Here is a 22,789-nt window from a genome sequence, read left to right as displayed (position 1 = left end):
CCCGCCGGGTCGGGCGGTTCGGCGGGGTGGGGGGAGTCGCTCAGGTGCGTCACGGCCCCATGCTGCCAACGACACGCGCTTTGGCCGCGTAACGGGAGAATCGTGGATGTGTCGCTCAAGATACGTTTATGTGCTTTTCAGTGCGGAGGGCATACCCGTGACACAGAGCCCCGGAGCGTCGTCCACCCAGGCGGTCGAGCCGTCGACCCGCGCAACCGAGCCGTCGGCCGAGGATGCCGAGCCCTCGCTCCCGGCCGCCGAGTGGTACGAACTGACACCCATCGAGGCCGCCGAACCCGCGCCCCCGTCGGGCCCGCTGACGCCCGCTCAGGCGTTCGACGCCCTCTACGCGTTCTGCGCCCCCACCCTCGTACGGCAGACCTACCTGCTCACCGGACGGCGCGCTCTGGCCCGCGAATCGGTGGAGCGCGCCTTCCAGCTCGCGTGGCAGCACTGGCCCGAGGTGGCCGTCGACCGGGACCCCACAGGCTGGGTACGGGCCGCGGCACACGAGTACGCGCTCGCCCCCTGGCACCGGCTCCGCCCCCGTCTCTGGCGCACCGACACCTGGCGCACCCCCACGCTCTCCGCCTCACCCGACCAGACGGGCACCGCCCTCACCGACCGCGCCCTCATCCACGTACTCCTGAAGCTGCCGCCCCCGTACCGGCGCACGGTGCTGCTGTACGACGGCCTCGGCCTCGACCTGCCCGAAACGGCCGCCGAGACCGAGGCAAGCACGCCCGCGGCGGCGGGCCGACTGCTGTACGCCCGCGAGGCGGTCGCCGCGCGCCTGCCGGAGCTGGCGGACACCGAGGAACTGCACCGCCGGCTCGCCGATGCCGCGAACGGGGAGGGCCCCTGGATCGTCAGGCCGTGCTCCCCGTTCGCCGCACGCCGCCGCGGCGAACGCCGTGCCCGCCGCTGGATCCACGCGGCCACCGCCTTCGCGGCCCTCCTCCTCAGCACGACCGCCGTCGCCGTACGCACCGCCCCCGACCACTACGAGCCGCCGGTGGCCCCGGGTGCTCCGATCCGGGGAATCCCGCCGAAGGGCGCCATGGGCCCGCTCTCCCAGGACCAGCTGGATCTCCGGGCCAAACTGAGATCGGCCACCACGGGAGGCGGCCCGCAGAGGCTGGCTCCGGAGAGCAGATGACGCCCCGGAGCAGATGACACCCCGTTCCCCGGCACCTTGCGTAACGCCGGTGGGCCCGCACCCCCGAGGGGTACGGGCCCACCTGACCGGGCTTCGGACCGAGGCGTCAGCCGGCCAGGATCTCCCGCGCGAGCTTCGCCGTCTCGGTCGGGGTCTTGCCGACCTTGACGCCCGCGGCCTCCAGGGCCTCCTTCTTCGCCTGGGCGGTGCCCGACGAACCGGAGACGATGGCGCCCGCGTGCCCCATGGTCTTGCCCTCGGGAGCGGTGAAGCCGGCGACGTAGCCGACGACCGGCTTGGTCACGTTGGCCTTGATGAAGTCGGCCGCGCGCTCCTCGGCGTCGCCACCGATCTCACCGATCATCACGATCAGGTCGGTGTCGGGGTCGTCCTGGAACGCGGCGAGGGCGTCGATGTGGGTGGTGCCGATGATCGGGTCACCGCCGATGCCGACGCAGGAGCTGAAGCCGATGTCCCGCAGCTCGTACATCATCTGGTACGTCAGCGTGCCGGACTTCGAGACCAGGCCGATGCGGCCCGGCTTGGTGATGTCGGCCGGGATGATGCCGGCGTTCGACTGACCCGGGGTGATCAGGCCGGGGCAGTTCGGGCCGATGATGCGGGTCTTGTTGCCCTTGGCCTGGGCGTGCGCCCAGAAGCTCGCCGTGTCGTGGACCGCGATGCCCTCGGTGATGACGACCGCGAGCGGGATCTCGGCGTCGATGGCCTCGACGACGGCGTCCTTGGTGAACTTCTCCGGGACGAAGATGACCGTGACGTCGGCGCCGGTCTTCTCGATCGCGTCGGCGACCGAGCCGAATACCGGGATCTCCGTGCCGTCGAAGTCGACGACCTGACCCGCCTTGCGCGGGTTCACGCCACCGACGATGTTCGTGCCGGAGGCCAGCATGCGCTTGGTGTGCTTCTGGCCCTCGGAGCCGGTCATGCCCTGGACGATGACCTTGGATTCCTTGGTGAGGAAGATAGCCATGGTGTTCTGTGACCTCGTCCCTTACTTCGCGGCAGCAGCCAGCTCGGCGGCCTTGTCGGCCGCGCCGTCCATGGTGTCCACCTGCTGCACGAGCGGGTGGTTGGCGTCGTTGAGGATCTTGCGACCCAACTCGGCGTTGTTGCCGTCGAGGCGCACGACCAGCGGCTTGGTGACCTCTTCGCCCTTGCTCGCGAGGAGCTCCAGGGCCTGCACGATGCCGTTGGCGACGGCGTCGCAGGCGGTGATGCCACCGAAGACGTTCACGAAGACGGACCTGACGTCCGGGTCGCCCAGGATGATCTCCAGGCCGTTCGCCATGACCTCGGCGGAGGCGCCACCGCCGATGTCGAGGAAGTTGGCGGGCTTGACGTTCTTGTGGGCCTCACCGGCGTACGCGACCACGTCGAGGGTGGACATGACCAGACCGGCACCGTTGCCGATGATGCCGACCTCGCCGTCGAGCTTCACGTAGTTCAGGCCCTTGGCCTTGGCCGCGGCCTCCAGCGGGTTGGCCGCCGCCTTGTCCTCGAGCTCCTCGAACTCCGGGTGACGGAACTCGGCGTTCGCGTCCAGGGAGACCTTGCCGTCGAGGGCGAGGACGTCACCGGAGGCGACCTTGGCGAGCGGGTTGACCTCGACCAGAAGGGCGTCCTCCTTGACGAAGACGTCCCACAGGGTGACCAGGACATCGGCGACCTTGTCGGCGACCTCGGCCGGGAACTGGCCCGCGGCCACGATCTCCTGTGCCTTCTCCTTGGAGACGCCGGCGTTGGAGTCGACCGGGATCTTGGCGAGCTTCTCGGGGGTCGTCGCGGCGACCTCCTCGATGTCCATGCCGCCGGCGACGGAGGCCATGGCCAGGAAGGTGCGGTTCGTGCGGTCGAGGAGGTAGGAGACGTAGTACTCCTCGACGATCTCCGGAGCCGTCTCGGCGATCATGACCTTGTGGACCGTGTGGCCCTTGATGTCCATGCCGAGGATGTCCGTCGCGCGCGCGACGGCCTCGTCCGGGGTGGCGGCCAGCTTGACGCCGCCGGCCTTGCCACGACCACCGACCTTCACCTGCGCCTTGACGACCGACTTGCCGCCCAGCCGCTCGGTGATCTCGCGCGCCCCTTCAGGCGTGTCGATGACTTCACCGGCCAGCACCGGTACACCGTGCTTGGCGAAGAGGTCCCTCGCCTGGTACTCGAACAGGTCCACGCGCTTCCGTCCCTATCAGTGATCTAGCGGTTCGTTGGATGCGTGGGCGTGCCGCGAAGGGCAACGTGACGTCCGCATGAGTCACAAGGGAAGCGCACACGGTGTCCGAGCGCGCGGCATGTCCGTCTCGCAGGTTATCGCTGCTTCCGGGGGGCCTCTAAATTCCGGGTCACACATGAGCGGTGATACCTGTCACATGATGCCTCCCTCACTGGCACGGCGTGCCGCATGTGCGGGGCCTCACCGGGCTGGGGTTGACCCGGTGAGGCCCCTGGATGGCCCTCCAGTGGCTGTGAAGGACCCAGGGCGGGTGGTCCCCACCCCAATGGGGACCGCTCACCGCCCTCCGCCGGAATTCGCTCGGACACGGCCGACGGCTTCGACCGCCCGCGGCACGACCGATGGCTTCGGCCGCCCGGATACCTCTCGGCGGAGCTGGTTCTGATGCACGGCTCGCCGGGATGCCGCGCTCCGCGCGCGCCCCGCACTCGTGTCCGTACGGCTTTCGTCTGTATGTACGGACCTGGTCTCTGTCAGGGCGGGCGTCGGTGCGGCTCTGTCAGGCGCTGTACTCCGCGTTCGGCAGGTGGCACCGCATGTGCGGGATCGGCCGAAGGGTCCGGGAAGCGGGGACCAACGGCTCGGCTGTGTGTCCGAGTGCGGGTCAGGGCTCCGGGCGGGTTCGCGGGTTCCGGCTACTGCTCCGTCGCGGTGCGGTGTCGACGCTGTCGACGCGTTCCGGCTCCGGTGGCGTCCGTCCGGGGAACGGAGGGGTGCCCGAACAGCGGGCAGATCTGCTCCGCTCCCCGCGCTACAGGCCTGGCGGGGAGGGGCCGCGCTAGCCGGGGAACTCGGGTATGTCCCGGTGCCTGTCCCGGGTGCCGTCCGCGGCGACGACCGCGGTGACGCCGAGCACGCGGCTCAGCGGCGCCCGGTGATCGAGAGTGACGGCATGCGGCTCACAGTGCCGCGACCCGCCGTTGTCGACGGCGGAGTGGCGGCCGAGCGCACCGGCCTCGTCGCCCGGCGCCCGGTGCGGGGGCGTCCGTACGGTGTCCACGCCTTGGGGGACACGGGCCCCGGACACGTCGGCCTCGGCGCCGTCGGCGAACCGCGGTCCGTACCCGGCTTCCGCCCGTGCGGCCGGCCGCGCCTCGGAACCGTCACCTCGCTCGGCGGCGCCGGACTGCTCGGGCACCGCCCCGCCGGGCTGCTGAGGTGCCGCACCGATCGGCAGAATGTTCGCCGGGATCCCAGGCAGCCCTGGCAGGCCCGGCAGTCCGGGCAGCGCGGGCAGTGACGGCACCTCGGGGAGACCGGGCAGTGGCGGCATGCCCGGCAGCGGCGGGAACTCCGAGGGTTCGCCCGCCGGACCGCCGGTCACCGTCTCGACGAGATCACCGACGGGTCGCACGACCTGTTCGGTGACCGGCCGCACGACGTGCTCCCCGACGGGCCGCACGACCCGCTCCCCGACCGGCCGCACGACACGACCGACGGTGCCGGTGACGGCCGCGACCGCGTCGGTGGCGGTGGCGGTGGCAGTGGCAGTGGCAGTGGCAGTGGTTGTGGGGGCGGTCCGAGGGCCTGTGGCGACGCCGGTCGCCTGAGCTATCGGGTGGTTGGGAGCGGAGATTCCCACCGTTGGCTCGGCCCTGTCCTCCACGCCCGGTGCCGTGCTCGTCGCGGTGCTCTCCCCGGGAACAGCATGAGCATGAATCGCGGACCGAACGGACTCGGTCGACGTGGTCACCGCGACCGTCGCCGCCTCCGGCGATGTCCCGTCCGCCGCGTGTGCCTGCTCCCCGCAGAGGAACCCCAGCACGAACAACCCTCCCACCAACAGCACAACCTGCAGCACACGTCGCCCGGCCGCCCCGCGCGTCACGCGCAGAACGGCACCGGCACCGGGCAGTGCGGCTGACGGAGTCACAACGGGGAGAGCCCTCCCATGGAGCGGAACGACGGCGTACGGCACGGTGGACGCGGGGGACTTGAGGCCCAGCGGTACGAGGCTGTGCGCGCGCCGGACATCCGGCGAACTGTTCGAAGCGTACGAAGAGGTGCTGCCGATCCTCGCACGGGACTCCCGAGGTTGCGCAAGCCCCTCGTTACCGATGGCCAGTCATGTCCCCTTTCTCGGTTCTCTCAGTCACCTTTACTTCACCTCCCGCACTTCACCTCCCGCTCCTCCGCTCTCATCTCTCATCACACTCCACCGCCTGTCTCGTCACGTCACGCCGTGTCAGGGACCGGCAGGGGCCGCTTCTCGATGGCCGCCGCCATGACCTCGGGGAAGAGGTCGGGCGTGCAGGCGAACGCCGGTGCCCCGAGGGCCGCGAGCGCCGCCGCGTGCTCACGGTCGTACGCGGGCGCCCCTTCGTCGGAGAGCGCGAGCAGCGTCACGAACTGCACGCCCGACGCCTTCATCGCCGACACCCGCTTCAGCATCTCGTTCCGTATCCCGCCCTCGTACAAGTCGCTGATCAGCACGACCACCGTCTCCGCGGGCCGGGAGATCTGCGACTGGCAGTACGCCAGCGCCCTGTTGATGTCCGTGCCGCCGCCGAGCTGTGTGCCGAACAGGACGTCGACCGGGTCGTCCAACTGGTCCGTGAGGTCGACGACGGCCGTGTCGAAGACGACGAGCCGGGTGCTGATGGACCGCATGGACGCCAGCACGGCCCCGAACACCGACGCGTAGACGACGGATGCCGCCATCGAGCCCGACTGGTCGATGCAGAGGATGACCTCCTTCTTCACCGACTGCGAGGCCCTCCCGTACCCGATGAGCCGCTCGGGCACCACCGTCCGGTACTCCGGCAGGTAGTTCTTCAGGTTGGCCGCGATCGTGCGGTTCCAGTCGATGTCGTGGTGGCGGGGGCGGCTGACGCGGGCGCTGCGGTCGAGGGCACCGGTGAGGGTGGCCCGCGTGCGGGTGGCGAGCCGCTTCTCGAGGTCCTCGACGACCTTGCGCACCACGGCCCGCGCGGTCTCCTTGGTCGTCTCGGGCATCGCCTTGTTGAGCGAGAGCAACGTGCCGACGAGGTGCACGTCGGCCTCCACCGCCTGAAGCATCTCCGGCTCCAGCAGCAGCGTGGACAGCCCGAGCCGGTCGATGGCGTCCCGCTGCATGACCTGCACGACGGACGAGGGGAAGTACGTCCGGATGTCCCCGAGCCAGCGCGCCACGGACGGCGCCGACGCCCCGAGCCCGGCGGAACGCTCGCGTCCCGACTGCGGTTTGTCGCCCTTCCCGTAGAGAGCGGTGAGCGCACCGTCCATGGCCGCGTCCCGCCCGGAGAGCGCGCGCCCGGTCCCGTCGGCCGCGCCACCGCCCAGCACGAGCCGCCACCGCCGCAGCCGCTCCTGGCCGTCGGCCGACTGATCCGTCACCGCTGTCCCGTTCGTCGTTTCGGTACTCATCGGCCCACCCCCGCGAGGTCGTTGATGCCCGTCGTGATGCCGGCGCCGTCGCTCGTGTCCGCCTCGTCCAGCCCCAGCAGCAGACGCAGCACCGGCAGCACGGCGTCCGCCCGGTCGGTGTCGAGCTCGGTGGCGAAGCCCGGTATCCCGGAACCGGCGGCCGCGGCACCCGTCCGTGCTCCCGGCCCGCGTCGGACCAGCTCGCCGAGGGTTCGCCGCACCCCGGGCTCGTACGCCGAGAACGTCCGCCGCAGCAAGGGCAGTACGTCGGTGAACGCCTCCTGCGGCACCCCGGTCAGCCATGCGTCCACCAGCCCGAGCAGCCGCTCGTCGTGCACCAGCAGCATGCCGCCGCCGGCCCCGCCCCCGACGAACCCCTCGATCCAGGCGGCAGCGTCCCCCGGCGCCGTCCCCGGCGACAGCACCAGCGCCATGAGCCGTGCGGCGTCGTCCTGCGCCAGCTCCCCGTCGTCCAGGAGGAGCCGTACGGCCCGGCCTCGGATGACACCGGGAACGGTGTCGCGTCCGCAGAGGACGTGCAGCACGGAGTGCCAACGGGCCCGCAGGTCGCCGTGCGCCTCCGAAACGGTCTCGCCCAGCAGCGCCACCGCGCCGTGCACCGCGTCCACATGGCGTCGCATCTCCTCCGCCGCCTCCGCGTCGAGCGCGGCACATGCGGGCGGGAGGCCGACGAACACACGCTCGGCGAGTCCGGCCGCGACCTCGGCGAGAGCGTGCGTGTCCGTGGCGCGGACGTCGCCGTAGCGGAGGGAACGGACCAGGGCGGGGAGTGCCTGGGCGAGGTGGCCGACGTCCGCGTCGAGCGCGGCACGGTCGGCGAGGGCCCGCATCACCACGGGGAGGGCGTCCGGGAGTTCGGCGAGGAGGCAGCGCTCGGCGAGCCCGGTGACGTCGGCGAGCGACTGCGCGGCCACGGCGTCCGCTTCGGCCTTGGCGGTCGCGGCCGAGAGCACCGTCGTGCCCCACACCCCGGCCTCGGCCACCCGCACCGACAACTCCGGCTCCCAGCGCAGCCGCCAGGTCTCCCGGAACGTGCCCGTGCTGCCGCGCGAGGCCGTGGGCTCGCCCCACTCGATGCGGAGCAGCCTCAGCCGGTGCAGGAGGAGGCTGCGCTCGGCGTCGTTCTCCTTGCGCAGGTCGAGCTCCAACTCCCGCTCCAGCGCCTCCGGCTTGAGCCGCAGCTTCCGCTGGATCCGCGCGAGGTCCCGCTGCAACGGCACCGCCGGCGCCGCCTCGGGCACCTCCCCCAATACGTCCCCGACGACCAGCCGGTCGTGCACGAGGCCCAGCGGCACGTCCGAGCCCTCGCACATCACCGCCCGCACGGCGTCGGTGGCCTCGGTGAGGCCCGGCAGCGGGCGCCCTCGCATCGCCGCCAGCGTCTCGGCGAGCCGTACCGCCTCGATGACGTGCGCCGACGAGACGATCCGGTCCTCCTCGCGCAGCAGCCCGGCCACCTTGGTCATCCACCGCTCGACGGGGCGGTCGGGCGCGCCGAACAGGTGCCCGTACCAGCCCGGCGAGTCGATGCCCGCGCCGTACCCGCTGACCCGGGACAGCCTCCGGTGCGTCCACGGCACCCACGTCATGTCGGCCCTGACCTTGGGCAGCCCCTTCAACAGCGCCCGGTCGGCTGCGACGGTGTGCTTCTCCCACAGCGCGGGCACGTGCCACGCACCGCACACCACGGCGACCCCGTCTCCGGCCTCCTTCTGCGCGGCCCTCATCTGGAGCCGCATGTATGCCTCCCGCACCAGGTCCCGGTCATGACCACCGGTCCCGTACGCCTCCCGCAGCGCCCCCATGGCCTCCCCGAGCACCGCGAACGGTGCGAACACGTCCCCACCCGTGCCCCTGTGCTCGACGACGTCCTCCCACCACCGCTCGGGGTCGTCGTACCCGGCGGCCTCGGCGAGGGCCGCGAGCGGATCCACGCGGAGGGCTTCCGCAGGCGTGACGGTCTCAGTGGCCTCGGTGGCCTCGGTGGGCTCGGTGGGCTCGGTGGGCTCCGAAGGCTCATCCTTGCCCCACGCCAGCGTGTGGGTCGCCGGGAGGTCGATGAAGCGGGCCGGGACCTGGTGCTCCAGGGCCCAGCGGATGGCCACCCACTCCGGGGAGAACTCGGCCAGCGGCCAGAAGGCCGAGCGGCCGGGCTCGTCCACCGCGTGGGCGAGGAGGGCGACCGGAGGTCGCATGTCCTCGTCGGCGGCGAGCGGGATCAGGGCGTCCGCCTCCGGTGGCCCCTCGATGAGGACGACCTGCGGGCGCGCCGCCTCCAGCGCGGCCCGCACCGCCCGTGCCGACCCCGGACCGTGGTGCCGGACACCGAGCAGCAGCGGCCCGTCACCGTACGCCCGCTCTCGCGGCAGTACCCCCTCGACGCCGGTCACATGGTCCTCCAGAATCCCCAGTCGGAGTCGTCCGGACCAAATCCCCAGCCGAAGTCGCCCGAACCGGTCCCCTCGCCTCCAGAGCCGGGCCGGGGGCACGCGCTCACCATCTGAAACCTGCTCACGCGCTCACCTCCCGGCAGGCCCGGTAGAAGTCCGCCCAGCCGTCGCGCTCGCGCACGACCGCCTCCAGGTACTCCTGCCAGATGACGCGGTCGGCCGCCGGGTCGCGGACGACGGCGCCGAGGATGCCGGCGGCGACGTCCGAGGCGCGCAGGACGCCGTCGCCGAAGTGGGCCGCCAGGGCGAGTCCGCTGGTGACGACGGAGATGGCCTCCGCTGTTGACAGCGTGCCGCTGGGCGACTTCAGCTTCGTGCGGCCGTCGGTCGTCATGCCGTCGCGCAGTTCACGGAAGACCGTGACGACCCTGCGGATCTCGTCGATGCCGTCGGGTGCGGCGGGCAGGTCTAGGGAGCGGCCGATCTGGTCGACGCGGCGCGAGACGATGTCCACCTCGGCATCGGCGCTCTCCGGCAGTGGCAGAACCACCGTGTTGAAGCGGCGGCGCAGGGCACTGGACAGCTCGTTGACCCCGCGGTCGCGGTCGTTGGCCGTGGCGATCAGGTTGAAGCCGCGGACGGCCTGCACCTCCTGCCCCAACTCCGGTATGGGCAGCGTCTTCTCGGACAGGATGGTGATCAATGAGTCCTGGACGTCGGCGGGGACGCGGGTCAGCTCCTCGACGCGGGCGGTCATGCCCTCGGCCATGGCGCGCATGACCGGGCTCGGCACGAGCGCGTCGCGGCTGGGGCCGTGGGCGAGCAGCTGCGCGTAGTTCCAGCCGTAGCGGATCGCCTCCTCCGGCGTGCCCGCGGTTCCCTGCACCAGCAGCGTCGAGTCGCCGCTGACGGCTGCGGCGAGGTGCTCGGACACCCACGTCTTCGCCGTGCCGGGCACGCCGAGGAGGAGCAGGGCTCGGTCGGTGGCGAGCGTGGTGACGGCGACCTCGACGATGCGGCGCGGGCCCACGTACTTCGGCGTGATCACCGTGCCGTCCGGCAGCGTGCCGCCGAGCAGGTACGTCGCCACGGCCCACGGCGACAGCTTCCAGCGGGTCGGGCGCGGCCGGTCGTCCTGCGCGGCCAGCGCGGCGAGCTCCACGGCGAAGGCGTGCTCGGCGTGCGGGCGCAGCGCCTCGGCATCGGTCTGTTCCGCGGGCGTGTGCCCGCTCGTGCGGGCGCCCGGGTCCGCGTGCGTGTTCGCGGGCGCGGACGGGTTCTGGTGCTCGTCGACGGACGTCGGGTCAACGGAAACAGGCATGACTGAGTCCCCCTCCAGCCCGGCCGCCTCCGGCCGGTTCGGATCTGGTGTCCACCGTGCACCACACCACTGACAATGCGTTCTGACCTGCGGAAACGTGCCGCAGAGGTCGATTGTCAGTGGTGGGTCCTACCTTCGATGACATGACTCAGCAGGGGGTGCGCTGGACGGCTGAGCAGGTGCTGGCATTGGCGCCTGACGCCGCGTCGCGCAAAGCGGGAAGCAAACTCGGCGCGGCCGGGCCGTGGTCGGAGGCGGGCAGTTCTGACGAGGGGACGGTGTGGGGACTGTGCAAGGGCAGTGGCAGCAAGCCGTATCAGACGGTCATCGACGTCGCGGACTCCAGTGGGCCCGCGTACAAGTGCAGTTGTCCGAGCCGCAAGTTCCCGTGCAAGCACGCGCTGGGGCTGCTGTTGCTCTGGGCGGGCGACGACGGATCGGTGGCGCGTGCCCAGCCGCCGGACTGGGCGGAGCAGTGGATCACCGGGCGCCGGCGGCGCGCGGAGGAGAAGAGGACGACGACGGGCGCGGAATCTGGGGGCACGTCAGGTGATCCGGAGGCGGCGCGCCGCAGGGCGGAGCGGCGCGCCGAGCGGATCACCGCGGGGGCGACGGAGCTGGAGCAGCGGTTGTCGGACCTGTTGCGGGGCGGTCTGGCGGCGGCCGAGCAGGCGGGGTACGGGCTGTGGGAGGAGACCGCGGCCCGCATGGTCGACGCCCAGGCGCCCGGACTGGCCGCGCGGGTGCGGGAGCTGGGGGCGATACCGGGCTCGGGGCCCGGCTGGCCGGTGCGGTTGCTGGAGGAGTGCGCGCTGCTCCACCTCCTCGACCAGGGCTGGCTGCGGCGTGAGCGCCTGCCGGACGGCCTCGCGGCGACGGTCCGTTCCCGGGTCGGCCTGCCCGGCTCGGCTGACGGCCCCCCGGTGCGCGACCACTGGCTGGTCCTCGCCCAGTACGACACGGCGGACGCCCGCCTGACCACGCGCCGGATCTGGCTGTACGGCGCCGAGTCCGGGCGTACGGCACTGCTCCTCTCCTACGGCGCGGCCGGCCGCCCGCCGGAGTTGACGCTGCCGATGGGGCTCGCCTTCGAGGCGGAGGTGTCGTCGTATCCGGGTGCGGGGCAGTTGCGGGCCTCTCTCGGCCAGCGGTTCACCGCGCCGGAGCCCGCGGCGGTACGACCGCCGGGGGTGACCCCGGCTCAGGCCGCTGCCCGCTACGGCGAGGCGCTGCGCGACGACCCGTGGCTGGACTCGGTCCCGGTCACCCTGTCCAGGGTCGTCCCGGCCCCGGACGGCGACTCCTGGCAACTGTCCGACGCGGACGGCGACATGGCCCTCCCCTTGTCTCTCTCCGCCCGCTCCCGGCCCGGCCTGTGGCGCCTCGTCGCTCTCTCGGGCGGCGCACCCGTCACGGTCTTCGGCGAGTGCGGTCACCACGGCTTCACCCCACTGACGGCTTGGCCGGAGGGGGCGGGAGACGCGGTGGGGCTGTGCTGAGGGAGATGAGTGGCCGCGTGAGGTGAGCCGGCGCGTGACGAGCCGGGTGTGACCCGCACCCGGCTCGTCCGCTCCAGCGTCTCCAGGACCTGGCCGGCCTCCTGCCGAACCAGCGGAACCAGCCGAACGAGCGGAACCAGCGGAACCAGCCGCACAAAGAAACACGGACGGAAGGAACCCTCATGAACAGCACCTCGGCTCCTCCGCGGAACGCATGGGAAGAGCTCGTGACCGTCGCCCTGCTCGGGACCGATCGGCGCCCGGCTCCCGGCCCGGCCGCCGGGCGGGAGGCGCCGGTGGCGTTGTTGGACGCGGCGGCGGTGGAGACCGTGCGACGGAGGGCGGGGGTGCGGCCCGCGCGGGCGGCGGTGCGTCCGGAGCCCGCCGCACCTGATCCGCGTCCGCCGCTGCCGCCGGCCGCGGCGCGCAGGCTCGCGCAGTTGCTGGCTGATCGGCCCGGCGCGGGAGGCGGGGGACGCAGAGGAACGGCGCCCGACCTCATGGAGTTGCTGCCGCAGTGGCTGGCGCTGGCGAACGCGTGCGGGTTGGCGGCACCTCCCGAGGCGCTGCCCGCCTTGCTGGACACGGCACGGGGCCGTACCGACCTGCGCCCGGCGGCCCTGGCCTTCGCGGGCCCGCGCGCGCTGTGGCTGGCCCGGCTGAACCCGGACTGGCGTTTCGCTCTGCGGGCCGCACCGGGTGGTGGCGCCGATCTGCCGGGCCCCCAGGAAGCCGACCGGATCCGACGGCTGTGGCAGGAGGGGCTGTTCGCGGAGCGGGTGGCGCTCCTGACGGGGATACGGGCACAGGAGCCCGCGGCCGCACGCGAGTTGCTGGAGACGACATGGGCGACGGAGCGGGCCGAGGACAGGCTCATGTTCCTCGATTCCCTGCGTACGGGGCTGGGCTCGGACGACGAGCCGTTCCTGGAGCGGGCGTTGACGGACCGCAGCCGGAACGTGCGGGCGACGGCTGCGGAGCTGCTGTCCGCGCTGCCGGGTTCGGCGCTCGCCGCGCGGATGGCGGACCGTGCGGCGGCGTGCGTGGCCGTCGACCGTACGCGGGACGTACCCACGATCGTGGTGGAGGCGCCGCACGAGTGCGACGCGGGCATGGAGCGCGACGGGGTGGCGCCCAAGGCTCCGGCGGGGAGGGGTGAACGGTCCTGGTGGCTGGGCCAGTTGGTGGAGGCGACACCACTGGCGGCGTGGTCGGCGCGGCTCGGGGGACGTTCACCGGAGGAGATCGTGGCCTTGCCGGTGGCGGACGACTGGCAGGGGGAGCTGAACGCGGCGTGGTGCCGGGCGGCGGTGCGGCAGGGGGACGCCGGCTGGTCCAGGGCGCTCCTGGGTTCGCCGTCCGCTACCGAGGCCGCCGGCCCCGGGGCGGTGTCGCTGGCCGAGCGGGCCAAGCTCCTGGGGACGCTGGATGCCGGTGAGCGGGCGGAGTGGGTGGCGGGGTTCATCGCGGCGCACGGACTGTCGGAGGCGTTCCAGTTGCTCGGGGTCTGTGCTGTGCCGTGGGCGCCGGCTCTGGGCGGCGCGGTGGTGGACGCGCTGAACATCGCGCGGGACGCCGGTAGTTACCCCTGGAGCTTCAGCGGCGTGATGGGACTCGCCGAGCGCTGCCTGTCCCCTGCGGAGGCGGCACGTCTGGATGCCCTGACGGCCACCCCCGAGGAGCAGGAGGATGCGTCTCCGGGTGCCGGCGGGTACTGGTCCGAGGCCTTCCAACGCCTCGTGACGACGTTGCGTCTGCGCGCGGCGATGGAGGAGGAGTTGAGGAGCTGACCCCGCCGAGGCGCCGGACTTCTCCGCGGCCGCGGCGGGGGCGGCCATGCCGTCACGGCGGGCGGCCACCCTCTGTGGGGACCGCTCGCCGGGAGGCCGGGGACCTACGCCTCCGCCGGCTGCCGTACGTTCGCGCGGACCCAGTCCACGATCGAGGCAGTGGTGGCGCCGGGGGTGAAGATCTCGGCGACGCCCATCTCCTTCAGGGGCGGGATGTCGGCCTCGGGGATGATGCCGCCGCCGAAGACCTTGATGTCCTCCGCGTCCCGCTCCTTGAGGAGCCGGATGACGGCTGCGAACAGCGTGTTGTGGGCGCCGGAGAGGATGGAGAGGCCGATCGCGTCGGCGTCCTCCTGGATCGCGGTGTCGACGATCTGCTCCGGTGTCTGGTGGAGGCCGGTGTAGATGACCTCCATACCGGCGTCGCGCAGCGCCCGCGCAATCACCTTGGCCCCTCGATCGTGGCCGTCGAGCCCCGGCTTGGCCACCACCACACGGATCGGACCGGCTGCCACACCCATCACTGCCTCCATCAAACGACTGCACCGAACCCGTACCGAACGTCACGACACACACGGCAGACGAACCATCACAGTACGTACTGTCACAAACCGTACCGACCGCCCGTACAGCATGCACACCGCACATATCGCTACATACCGCCACCTACCGCGACTGACGCGGCTGCGGGCACAGGCCCCGCACCGCACCGGCCGGGAAAGTGAACGAACGTTATCGCCAGCATCCCGCAACCGGCAGTTTCGCGGTGCGGACCGAGGGGGAAATCACACACAGGGACACGTTCACAGCGCAAGGTTCCGGGTTCCGCGGCACACGCGTCACCGAGACGGGCGGCCACCAGGCCGCACGGCCCCGGGAAACGGGCGTCACGGGCGGATCGTGCGCAAGGAGAGCCGCCACGAGGTGGCCGCACCACCGCCGTACCGGCGGGAGACGGCAGCGGTGGTGAGGCGCTTCGGCGATGGCACGAGCACGAAAGCGAGGAATCGAGGTCGTACGGAGTCCGGGACAGCCTGTGCCGTGAGCACGGCAGGGCGTCGCGTCGCCGGCACGGCAAAGGCCCTCGACGCGACACCGGCGCCCCAGCGTCGCCCACGCCGCACTCGCACCGTCACCCACCTCCACGGCGGCTCACCATGAGGGCACATGGGGGACAGGGACGTCCTCCCGAGTGCCGACGGGAGGTCGGCCATGAAGGTCACCTGGGGAGCACTGCCCTTACTACCGTTCTGCCAGCGCCTGTGGCCCGTCAAACTGGCAGGGCTGTCAGTGGCCCTCCTGAAGGCGACCGCCCTGGAGTTCGCGGTCCTCGCGGGGCATCTGCTCCTCTACCCGTCCGGGATCGCGCAGGAGCGCCGTTCCGTTCCCGCCCCTTCGCCCCCCGGTGACACCACCACCGCTCCCCTGCCGACCGAGGTCAAACCCCCGGTCGTCCTGTTGCACGGGTTCATCGACAACCGGTCCGTGTTCGTCCTGTTGCGCCGCTCCCTCACCCAGCACGGCCGGCGGCAGATCGAGTCGCTCAACTACTCGCCCCTCACCTGCGACATCCGCACCGCCGCCGCGGCGCTCGGCCGCCGCGTGGAGGAGATCTGCGAGCGCACGGACTGTGAGCGGGTGGACATCGTCGGGCACAGCCTCGGCGGACTCATAGCGCGGTACTACGTACAGCGACTCGGCGGCGATGCGCGTGTGCGCACGGTCGTCACACTCGGCACCCCGCACGGGGGCACGCGTGTAGCACCGCTGGCCGACGCACATCCCGTCGTGCGCCAGATGCGCCCCGGCTCACCGGTGCTGGAGGAGTTGCGCGAGCCGGCGCCGGGCTGCCGTACGCAGTTCGTGGCCTTCTGGAGCGATCTCGACCACCTGATGGACCCGCTGGAGACCGCCTGCGTCGACCATCCGGACCTGCTCGCTCAGAACGTGCGGGTGAGCGGCATCGGGCACCTCGCCATGCTCGTACACCCCGCCGTCGCCGCAGGGATTCGGCAGGCACTCGACCTCGACGAGACGACACCCGAGACGGTCCACGGGCCCACCGGAGGGCCGGAAGCCCCCACAGGAGGCCTGACCGTGGCGTAATCGCTCAAAGTCAGCTGAAAATCCGGCAGAACCAGTCGAGTCGAGCGGCGACCCGCCACCCGAACGACGACCGGCGCAGTCATTCGACAGTCTCGATCTCGCCGTGCAATTTCGAACATTCATCGAACACAAAGCCAAGGCTCAGTCCATGGTCCACCGAAAGGCGCTCGAATGCCCGTTTCCTGCGAGCCCGAAACCCGTTGAAGATTGTCGCGCCCGCGCACCGCCGGGTACAGTCGCCGCACTGCTCTGCCAGCCCCTGTTGTCGAGGCGAAAGAGAAGTTGGTGAACGATCGTCACCCGTCGGGGACTGTGACTCCCCCGGCTCCGGCTTCCGATGCCACCTCGGCGCATTACGCGTCGTACGGCCACCAGGAAGCCTCGTACGGCGACTTCACCACGTATGACAGCTACGGTGCCACCGGTTTTGACACCGGTCACCACACCACCGCCGACCCGGGCTTCGCGACCGCGACCTTCGAGACCGACCCCCTCTTCGGCAATATGCCGGGCGACGGCGCGACGGGCTCGTACGACTCCTCACAGTGGTCCACGGGCAGCCACCAGACGCTGAACCACGACCCGTACGCGGGCCAGCACCAGGAGCACCAGGCCGCCTACGACACGGGCGGCTACGACGCCACCGGCTGGACGGCGGGTTACCAGAACCTGGGCGAGATCCCCGCGCAGCCCCAGAGCCCCGAAGCATCCGGGCAGTGGGACTCGAACGGGTGGACGCAGGCCGAACAGCGCGTCCAGGCAAGCGAGTTGGGACAGCCCGACCAGACCCAGCAGTGGACGGACGGGCAGTACTTCGACACGGGCGCCTACGACGCCACGCAGTGGAACAGCGACGGAACCTCCGGCGATCACGACGCGAACGGCCATGAGTCGTACGAGGGGTACGAGCAGCAGACACCGGCCGACGGGTACGAGCACCCCTCCCCCGACACCTTCGACCAGCAGGCGACCGCGGCCTTCGAGCAGGTCAACCCCTACGACGACGGACAACCCGCCGTCATGGAGGGCGAGTTCGAGGGGGCCGACGACACCGAGGCGCACGGAACAGGCCGTTCCACGCTGCTGGAGGACGAGGAAGAGGCCGCGTCCGGGACTGCTGTCGCCGCAGCGGCGGCCGGCGCCTCCGCCGGCTCCGGCCGGGCGGCGGCCCGCGCGGCCGCGCGCTCGCGGCGTCGCGCTCCGGCGAAGCGTTCCGCCGTACTGACCGTCGCCGTTCCGTCCGCGTGCGTCATGGGCGTCGCGGGGATCGCCGCCGCCTCCGTGGGCGGTGCGGACGACGACGTCAACAGGACGACGGCCAGTGCGTCGGAAGCGGTCGCGGTCAAGCCGTCCACCGCCAACAACAAGCTCGACACACAGCTCGAAAGCCTCTCTGCCGGGGCTGACGACTTCGCCGACCGGGCGAGCCGGACCCAGGAGCGCATCGACCTCAAGGCCCAGCAGGAGGCCGAACAGAGGCAGGCAGCGGCGGAGGCGGCGCGCAAGGAGCGCCTGCGGCCGAAGTTCGCGCTCCCGGTCGCACAGAGGGGGCTCAGCGCGTACTACGGGCAGTCCGGCATCAACTGGATGTCCACGCACACCGGCATCGACTTCCCGGTGTCGTACGGCACGCCGGTGATGGCGGCGGCCGATGGCGTCATACGGACCCAGTGGAACAGCGCCTACGGCAACATGGTCATCCTGACCGCCAAGGACGGTACGGAGGTGTGGTACTGCCACCTCTCCACGTACAAGATCCCCTCGGGTACGGCGGTGAAGGCGGGTGACGTGATCGCGTTCTCCGGCAATTCGGGCAACTCGACGGGCCCGCACCTGCACTTGGAGGTACGGCCCGGGGGTGGCTCGGCGATAGACCCGCTGGCGTGGCTGCGCAGCCACGGGCTCGACCCGACGTAGCTCGAGCGCCGCGAGCCCCGACATCCCGCAAACACAAGCAAGCACACAATCGGGCCCCTGCTCAGCAGGGGCCCGATTCGTGTCCGCGGCCTCGTCCTCCGCCTACAGCTTCTCCACCGGGGCGTACCGCAGGAGCAGCCGCTTCGGCTTGGTGTCGCCGAAGTCGATCGTCGCCTCGGTGTTGGCACCCGTGCCCTTCACGGCGACGACCGTGCCCAGGCCGAACTGGTCGTGGGTGACGCGGTCGCCGACGGCCAGGGAGACGACCGGCTTCTCGGTGGCACGTCGCGTCGCGAAGCCGGAGGCGCCCGCGGCGGACGAACGGGAACGGGAGGACGACAGGGAGGCAGCGATCCCCGAGGCCGGGCCGGTGGAACCCGGGGCCGCCGACGCGCCCGTGCGCTTCCAGTCCAGGTGCGCCGCCGGGATCTCCTCCAGGAAACGGGACGGCGGGTTGTACGAGGGCTGGCCCCAGGCGCTGCGCAGGGTCGAGCGGGTCAGATAGAGCCGTTCCCGCGCGCGCGTGATGCCCACGTACGCCAGGCGCCGCTCCTCCTCCAGCTCCTTGGTCTGGCCGAGGGCGCGCATGTGCGGGAAGACACCGTCCTCCATGCCGGTGAGGAAGACGACCGGGAACTCCAGGCCCTTGGCGGTGTGGAGGGTCATCAGCGTGATGACGCCGGAGCCGTCCTCCTCGTCCGGGATCTGGTCCGAGTCGGCCACCAGGGCGACCTGCTCCAGGAAGTCGGACAGGGCCACCGACTCGCCCTCGGCGCGCTCCTGCTCGAACTCCAGGGCCACGGCGGCGAGTTCCTGGAGGTTCTCGATGCGGGTCTCGTCCTGGGGGTCGGTCGAGGCCTGCAACTCGGCCAGGTAGCCTGTGCGTTCGAGGATCGCCTCCAGGACCGTCGCCGGGCCCGCACCCGAGTCGGCGATCGTGCGCAGGTCCTCCATGAGCGCGTTGAAGCGCTTGACGGCGTTCGTGGAGCGCGCGGCCATGCCGTACGCCTCGTCCACGCGCCGCAGCGCCTGCGGGAAGCTGATCTTCTCGCGCTGGGCGAGGGCGTCGATCATCGCCTCTGCGCGCTCGCCGATGCCGCGCTTGGGCACGTTCAGGATGCGGCGCAGCGGGACCGAGTCCTCCGGGTTGGCCAGCACCCTGAGGTAGGCGAGGACGTCCCGGACCTCCTTGCGCTCGTAGAAGCGGACGCCGCCGACGACCTTGTAGGGCAGGCCGACGCGGATGAAGACCTCTTCGAAGACACGGGACTGGGCGTTCGTGCGGTAGAAGACCGCGACATCCCCGGCCTTGGCCTCGCCCGCGTCCGTCAGGCGGTCTATCTCGTCGGCGATGAACTGCGCCTCGTCGTGCTCCGTGTCCGCGACATAGCCGGTGATCTGGGCACCGGCTCCGGCATTCGTCCACAGGTTCTTGGGGCGGCGGGACTCGTTGCGCTCGATGACCGCGTTGGCGGCGGAGAGGATCGTCTGCGTGGAGCGGTAGTTCTGCTCCAGCAGGATCGTCGTCGCGTCCGGGTAGTCCTCCTCGAACTGGAGGATGTTGCGGATGGTTGCGCCGCGGAAGGCGTAGATGGACTGGTCGGCGTCACCCACGACACACAGCTCGGCAGGCGGGACGTCGTACTCGCCGGGCGGTACGTCCACGGGGTGCTCGGAGGTCCCGACGAGTTCCCGTACGAGGGCGTACTGGGCGTGGTTGGTGTCCTGGTACTCGTCGACGAGGACGTGCCGGAAGCGGCGGCGGTAGTGCTCGGCGACGTCCGGGAAGGCGCGGAGCAGATTGACCGTCGTCATGATCAGGTCGTCGAAGTCGAGGGCGTTGGCCTCGCGCAGCCGCGACTGGTAGAGCGCGTACGCCTGGGCGAGGGTCTTCTCGAAGCCTCCCCCACTCTCGGCTTCGCTCGAGCGGGAGGTGCCCCCACCGGCCTGGGCGGCGAAGTCCTCCTCGTCGATCAGCTCGTTCTTCAGGTTCGAGATCTTGGCGCTGAACGACTTGGGCGGGAAACGCTTCGGGTCGAGGTCCAGGTCGCGGCAGACGAGCGCCATCAGCCGCTTGCTGTCGGCAGCGTCGTAGATCGAGAAGGACGACGTGAAGCCGAGCTTCTTGCTCTCCCGCCGCAGAATCCGTACGCACGCGCTGTGGAAGGTCATCACCCACATCGCGTTCGCGCGCGGGCCGACGAGCTGCTCGACGCGCTCCTTCATCTCGCCCGCGGCCTTGTTGGTGAAGGTGATCGCGAGGATCTGGCCCGGGTGGACGTTCCGCTCGCCGAGCAGGTGCGCGATGCGGTGGGTGAGCACGCGGGTCTTGCCGGAGCCGGCGCCGGCCACGATGAGCAGGGGGGAGCCGGAGTGGACGACCGCCGCGCGCTGGTTCTCGTTCAGCCCCACCAGGAGCGCGGCCGGGTCCACCGCGGGGCGTGGCTCGCCGTCGCGGTAGTAGGCGTCCCGGTCCGGCGGCGCGTCGAACCTGCCGCCGAACAGATCGTCCGGAATCGGCTCCGGTACGTGCTCGTCCTCGGGTGGCGGCGGAGGCTCTTCCTCATGGGCCCGCGGGGCCTTGAGGTCCGCCAGGAAGCTGTCATCGAAAAGGCTGCTCATCGCTCTCCGAGTCTAGGCCGCCCCACCGACACCCAGGGGCCACCCCGCAAACTCGGTCCGAGCGCGCGCTGCCGACGATCTTCAACGGCTGGCCTCTCCCGGACTCATGACCGTCCGGGTTCACGCCGTATGACCGTCCAGGTTCATACCGCATGTCCGTCCGGGTTCACCCTGTCACCATCCGGCTTCACGCTGCCACTGTCCGCGGTCGGCCAGGTGAGGACGCGCCCCCTCCATCGCGACGGATCACCGCAGCCCCACCCCGGAACCGGCAGCACGGGACCACGACCGACCGCACCTTTAGCCACATAACGGGTGTATCGCATATGAGACATCATGCATCCACAGATCACTCCGAATTCGCCACACGCGGCAGCCATGTTGACTAAGGTCACGAAAACGTATCGGGCATATCGCGCATCAACCTTCACAGGCGCCACACGAATTGGCTAGCGTTCTTGGTGGGCCGCTCGACCCAACCGGCGAACCTCGCCGGGCCGGGCGGCCTCCGCCGAGTCCGGCGCCCCTCGCGGAGCCGGAGCCGGGGACCCACCGACCTTGGGGTGAATCGGCCCACCTGCCGTACGCGGCAAGGGCCGTAGGGCACACCTTCCAATGCACGCGCCCGAACCCGACAGCTAACTCGGTAGGCGGACAACGGAAGGAGCCGCCTTTCATGGCGCCGCACCGAAAGTCGCGTCCTGCCCGGACGCGCACAGGCATACGGACACCCGCCCTCGCGACGGCGGCGCTGACCTCGATGGCCCTGTTCTCCCAGACAGCGACCGCCGCACCCTCGACCGACGACAAGCCGAGCCTCGAAGAAGTCGAGAAGAAGGTCGGCGACCTCTACCGCCAGGCCGAGTCGGCGACCGACAAGTACAACGCGGCCGAGGAGAAGACGGCCAAGCAGAAGAAGCGCGTCGCCACGCTCCTCGACGATGTCGCCAAGCGCACAGAGAAGCTCAACGAGGCCCGGGAGCAGCTGGGCTCATTCGCCGCCGCCCAGTACCGGACGGGCGCCGCGGCCCCGGACACGGCAACGATGCTGCTGGCGGACAACCCTCAGGACTACTTCGACCAGACCCAGCTGATGGACCGCTTGACGGAACGTCAGAAAGAGGTGGTCGACGACTACGTCACCCAGCGGACCGAGACGGCTCAGAAGCGCCAGGAGGCCACCGAGGGCCTGGAGTCGCTCACCCAGTCGCAGTCCACGCTGAAGGCGAGCAAGGCGCAGGTCCAGGCGAAGCTCACCGAGGCCCGTCAACTGCTGGACAAGCTGACCGCCGAGGAGAAGGCCCGCCTCGCGGCGATCGAGAAGAAGAAGCAGGAGGAGGCCGAGCGCCGGGCTGAGGAGCTGGCGCGGCAGCAGGCAGCCGAGGCGGAGAAGAAGCGGCTGGCGGCCGAGGCGGAGAAACGGAAGCAGGAGGCGGCCCAGGAGCAGAGCGCCGGCAGCAGCTCCACCGTCGAGGCCCCGGCAGAGGACTCCACCTACGCCACGAAGGCGGCCAAGGTCATCGCGTTCGCCCGCGCGCAGATCGGCAAACCGTACGTCTGGGGCGCGACCGGCCCCGACTCGTACGACTGCTCCGGGCTCACCCAGGACGCCTGGAAGGCCGCCGGCGTCGACCTGCCGCGCACCACGTACGACCAGGTCAACGTGGGCAAGACCGTCTCAGTCGCCGACGCCAGGCCCGGCGACCTCGTCTTCTTCTACGACGACATCACCCACGTCGGGATCTACATCGGCAACGGCATGATGATCCACGCGCCCAAGCCGGGGGCTTACGTCCGCGAGGAGTCGATCTTCTACGACGGCGAGTCGTCGATCCACAGCGTGGTGCGGCCGGCGTAACGGTCGCACCTTCCCGGCCCCGGTCGGCGCCTGACTCCTCGGTCGCCGGTCGGGGCCGGCGCGGTCTCCGATCAGGTCCAGAGCACCGCGATGAAGATGTTCGCCGTGGTCAGGCCGCCCACCAGGCCGAACAGCCCCTTCTCCACCTGTTCCTCGTCGCGCTTCACGTAGACGAGCCCGAGGATCACGACCAGCAGGGCCAGCTTCACGCCGATCTTGACGTTGTTGACCGTCTGGTCGTCGGCCTGGTTGAGGCCGACCAGAACGGCACCGGTGATGAGCATCGTCAGCGCGCCGTGCAGCATGGCGGGCACAAAACGGGCCGTCCCCTGCCCCATCGCCTTCATCTGGGTGAGGAAGCCACCCAGAAGGGAGGCGATGCCGATGATGTGCAGGGCGACGAAGAGATGGATGAGTATGTCCATGGAGCCGGAGCCTAACCAGGGCCCCTTCGGCGGCCTGGCACCGGCCCCGGGAAGCCGCCGG

The 22,789-nt window shown here is 71.1% G+C and carries 15 protein-coding genes and 1 riboswitch; of the genes, 6 read left to right on the top strand and 9 right to left on the bottom strand.

The features are described 5' to 3' along the window. Positions 1-157 precede the first annotated feature (157 nt). Positions 158-1,159, top strand: a complete 1,002-nt coding sequence (locus FPZ41_RS19525) for an RNA polymerase subunit sigma-70 (protein ID WP_322620442.1) — start codon at positions 158-160, stop codon at positions 1,157-1,159. Between the two features lie 106 nt (positions 1,160-1,265). Here FPZ41_RS19525 and sucD read toward each other — a convergent pair whose 3' ends face one another. The 6 genes from sucD to FPZ41_RS19495 all read right to left on the bottom strand — a co-directional run bounded on the left by sucD (position 1,266) and on the right by FPZ41_RS19495 (position 10,511). Further along, complete coding sequence (gene sucD / locus FPZ41_RS19520; RefSeq protein WP_131564465.1) at positions 1,266-2,150, bottom strand: succinate--CoA ligase subunit alpha; 885 nt, start codon at positions 2,148-2,150, stop codon at positions 1,266-1,268. A 21-nt stretch (positions 2,151-2,171) separates the two neighbouring features. Continuing rightward, positions 2,172-3,353 (bottom strand): ADP-forming succinate--CoA ligase subunit beta, encoded by a 1,182-nt coding sequence (gene sucC, locus FPZ41_RS19515; protein ID WP_322620441.1) that lies wholly within the window; start codon positions 3,351-3,353, stop codon positions 2,172-2,174. 838 nt (positions 3,354-4,191) lie between these two features. Next, on the bottom strand, positions 4,192-5,178 hold the full coding sequence (locus FPZ41_RS49535) for a hypothetical protein (RefSeq protein WP_152864317.1): 987 nt from the start codon (positions 5,176-5,178) through the stop codon (positions 4,192-4,194). A 410-nt stretch (positions 5,179-5,588) separates the two neighbouring features. Then, positions 5,589-6,779 (bottom strand): VWA domain-containing protein, encoded by a 1,191-nt coding sequence (locus tag FPZ41_RS19505; RefSeq protein ID WP_152864315.1) that lies wholly within the window; start codon positions 6,777-6,779, stop codon positions 5,589-5,591. Then, a complete protein-coding gene (locus FPZ41_RS19500; RefSeq protein WP_322620440.1) occupies positions 6,776-9,190 on the bottom strand; it encodes a DUF5682 family protein in 2,415 nt (804 codons plus the stop codon). The genes FPZ41_RS19505 and FPZ41_RS19500 overlap by 4 nt, the downstream gene beginning before the upstream one ends. Positions 9,191-9,311: 121 nt before the next feature. After that, the gene (locus FPZ41_RS19495; RefSeq protein ID WP_152864313.1) at positions 9,312-10,511 is read right to left on the bottom strand and encodes an ATP-binding protein; all 1,200 of its coding nucleotides are present in this window, start codon (positions 10,509-10,511) and stop codon (positions 9,312-9,314) included. Positions 10,512-10,654: 143 nt separating this feature from the next. On the opposite strand from FPZ41_RS19495, the gene FPZ41_RS19490 reads away from it, so the two are divergent. Then, complete coding sequence (locus tag FPZ41_RS19490; protein ID WP_152864311.1) at positions 10,655-12,010, top strand: SWIM zinc finger family protein; 1,356 nt, start codon at positions 10,655-10,657, stop codon at positions 12,008-12,010. A 182-nt stretch (positions 12,011-12,192) separates the two neighbouring features. Next, entirely contained in the window at positions 12,193-13,800 is a 1,608-nt protein-coding gene (locus tag FPZ41_RS19485) for a DUF5691 domain-containing protein (protein ID WP_152864309.1), read from the top strand. Between the two features lie 104 nt (positions 13,801-13,904). Here FPZ41_RS19485 and FPZ41_RS19480 read toward each other — a convergent pair whose 3' ends face one another. After that, on the bottom strand, positions 13,905-14,321 hold the full coding sequence (locus FPZ41_RS19480) for a cobalamin B12-binding domain-containing protein (protein WP_131564477.1): 417 nt from the start codon (positions 14,319-14,321) through the stop codon (positions 13,905-13,907). Positions 14,322-15,012: 691 nt separating this feature from the next. Between FPZ41_RS19480 and FPZ41_RS19475 the strand changes: the two genes are divergently transcribed. Together FPZ41_RS19475 and FPZ41_RS19470 are read left to right on the top strand one after the other, a co-directional pair. Next, on the top strand, positions 15,013-15,906 hold the full coding sequence (locus tag FPZ41_RS19475; protein WP_152864331.1) for an esterase/lipase family protein: 894 nt from the start codon (positions 15,013-15,015) through the stop codon (positions 15,904-15,906). A 285-nt stretch (positions 15,907-16,191) separates the two neighbouring features. After that, positions 16,192-17,823 carry a M23 family metallopeptidase gene (locus tag FPZ41_RS19470; protein WP_322620439.1) on the top strand — a complete coding sequence of 544 codons (1,632 nt, stop codon included), beginning with the start codon at positions 16,192-16,194 and terminating at the stop codon, positions 17,821-17,823. Positions 17,824-17,925: 102 nt separating this feature from the next. Here the strand turns inward: FPZ41_RS19470 and pcrA are convergent, their stop codons facing one another. Then, positions 17,926-20,445 carry a DNA helicase PcrA gene (gene pcrA / locus FPZ41_RS19465; protein WP_152864305.1) on the bottom strand — a complete coding sequence of 840 codons (2,520 nt, stop codon included), beginning with the start codon at positions 20,443-20,445 and terminating at the stop codon, positions 17,926-17,928. Positions 20,446-20,944: 499 nt separating this feature from the next. Then, a riboswitch (cyclic di-AMP (ydaO/yuaA leader) is annotated at positions 20,945-21,113 on the top strand. A gap of 8 nt (positions 21,114-21,121) precedes the next feature. On the opposite strand from pcrA, the gene FPZ41_RS19460 reads away from it, so the two are divergent. Next, on the top strand, positions 21,122-22,303 hold the full coding sequence (locus FPZ41_RS19460) for a C40 family peptidase (RefSeq protein ID WP_152864303.1): 1,182 nt from the start codon (positions 21,122-21,124) through the stop codon (positions 22,301-22,303). Between the two features lie 71 nt (positions 22,304-22,374). Here FPZ41_RS19460 and FPZ41_RS19455 read toward each other — a convergent pair whose 3' ends face one another. Further along, the gene (locus tag FPZ41_RS19455) at positions 22,375-22,728 is read right to left on the bottom strand and encodes a hypothetical protein (RefSeq protein ID WP_152864302.1); all 354 of its coding nucleotides are present in this window, start codon (positions 22,726-22,728) and stop codon (positions 22,375-22,377) included. Positions 22,729-22,789 lie beyond the last annotated feature (61 nt).

This window comes from Streptomyces acidicola, from assembly GCF_009377235.1.
GTDB lineage: Bacteria > Actinomycetota > Actinomycetes > Streptomycetales > Streptomycetaceae > Streptomyces > Streptomyces acidicola.
This window is presented reverse-complemented; position numbering and strand designations above follow the sequence as displayed.

Bases quoted from the DNA above. Each gene is read 5' to 3' on its own strand.
- sucD (WP_131564465.1), bottom strand. From the start codon at position 2,150: ATGGCTATCTTCCTCACCAAGGAATCCAAGGTCATCGTCCAGGGCATG.
- FPZ41_RS19485 (WP_152864309.1), top strand. From the start codon at position 12,193: ATGAACAGCACCTCGGCTCCTCCGCGGAACGCATGGGAAGAGCTCGTG.
- FPZ41_RS19475 (WP_152864331.1), top strand. From the start codon at position 15,013: ATGAAGGTCACCTGGGGAGCACTGCCCTTACTACCGTTCTGCCAGCGC.
- FPZ41_RS19505 (WP_152864315.1), bottom strand. From the start codon at position 6,779: ATGAGTACCGAAACGACGAACGGGACAGCGGTGACGGATCAGTCGGCC.
- pcrA (WP_152864305.1), bottom strand. From the start codon at position 20,445: ATGAGCAGCCTTTTCGATGACAGCTTCCTGGCGGACCTCAAGGCCCCG.
- FPZ41_RS19460 (WP_152864303.1), top strand. From the start codon at position 21,122: ATGGCGCCGCACCGAAAGTCGCGTCCTGCCCGGACGCGCACAGGCATA.
- FPZ41_RS19490 (WP_152864311.1), top strand. From the start codon at position 10,655: ATGACTCAGCAGGGGGTGCGCTGGACGGCTGAGCAGGTGCTGGCATTG.
- FPZ41_RS19455 (WP_152864302.1), bottom strand. From the start codon at position 22,728: ATGGACATACTCATCCATCTCTTCGTCGCCCTGCACATCATCGGCATC.
- FPZ41_RS19495 (WP_152864313.1), bottom strand. From the start codon at position 10,511: ATGCCTGTTTCCGTTGACCCGACGTCCGTCGACGAGCACCAGAACCCG.
- FPZ41_RS19480 (WP_131564477.1), bottom strand. From the start codon at position 14,321: ATGGGTGTGGCAGCCGGTCCGATCCGTGTGGTGGTGGCCAAGCCGGGG.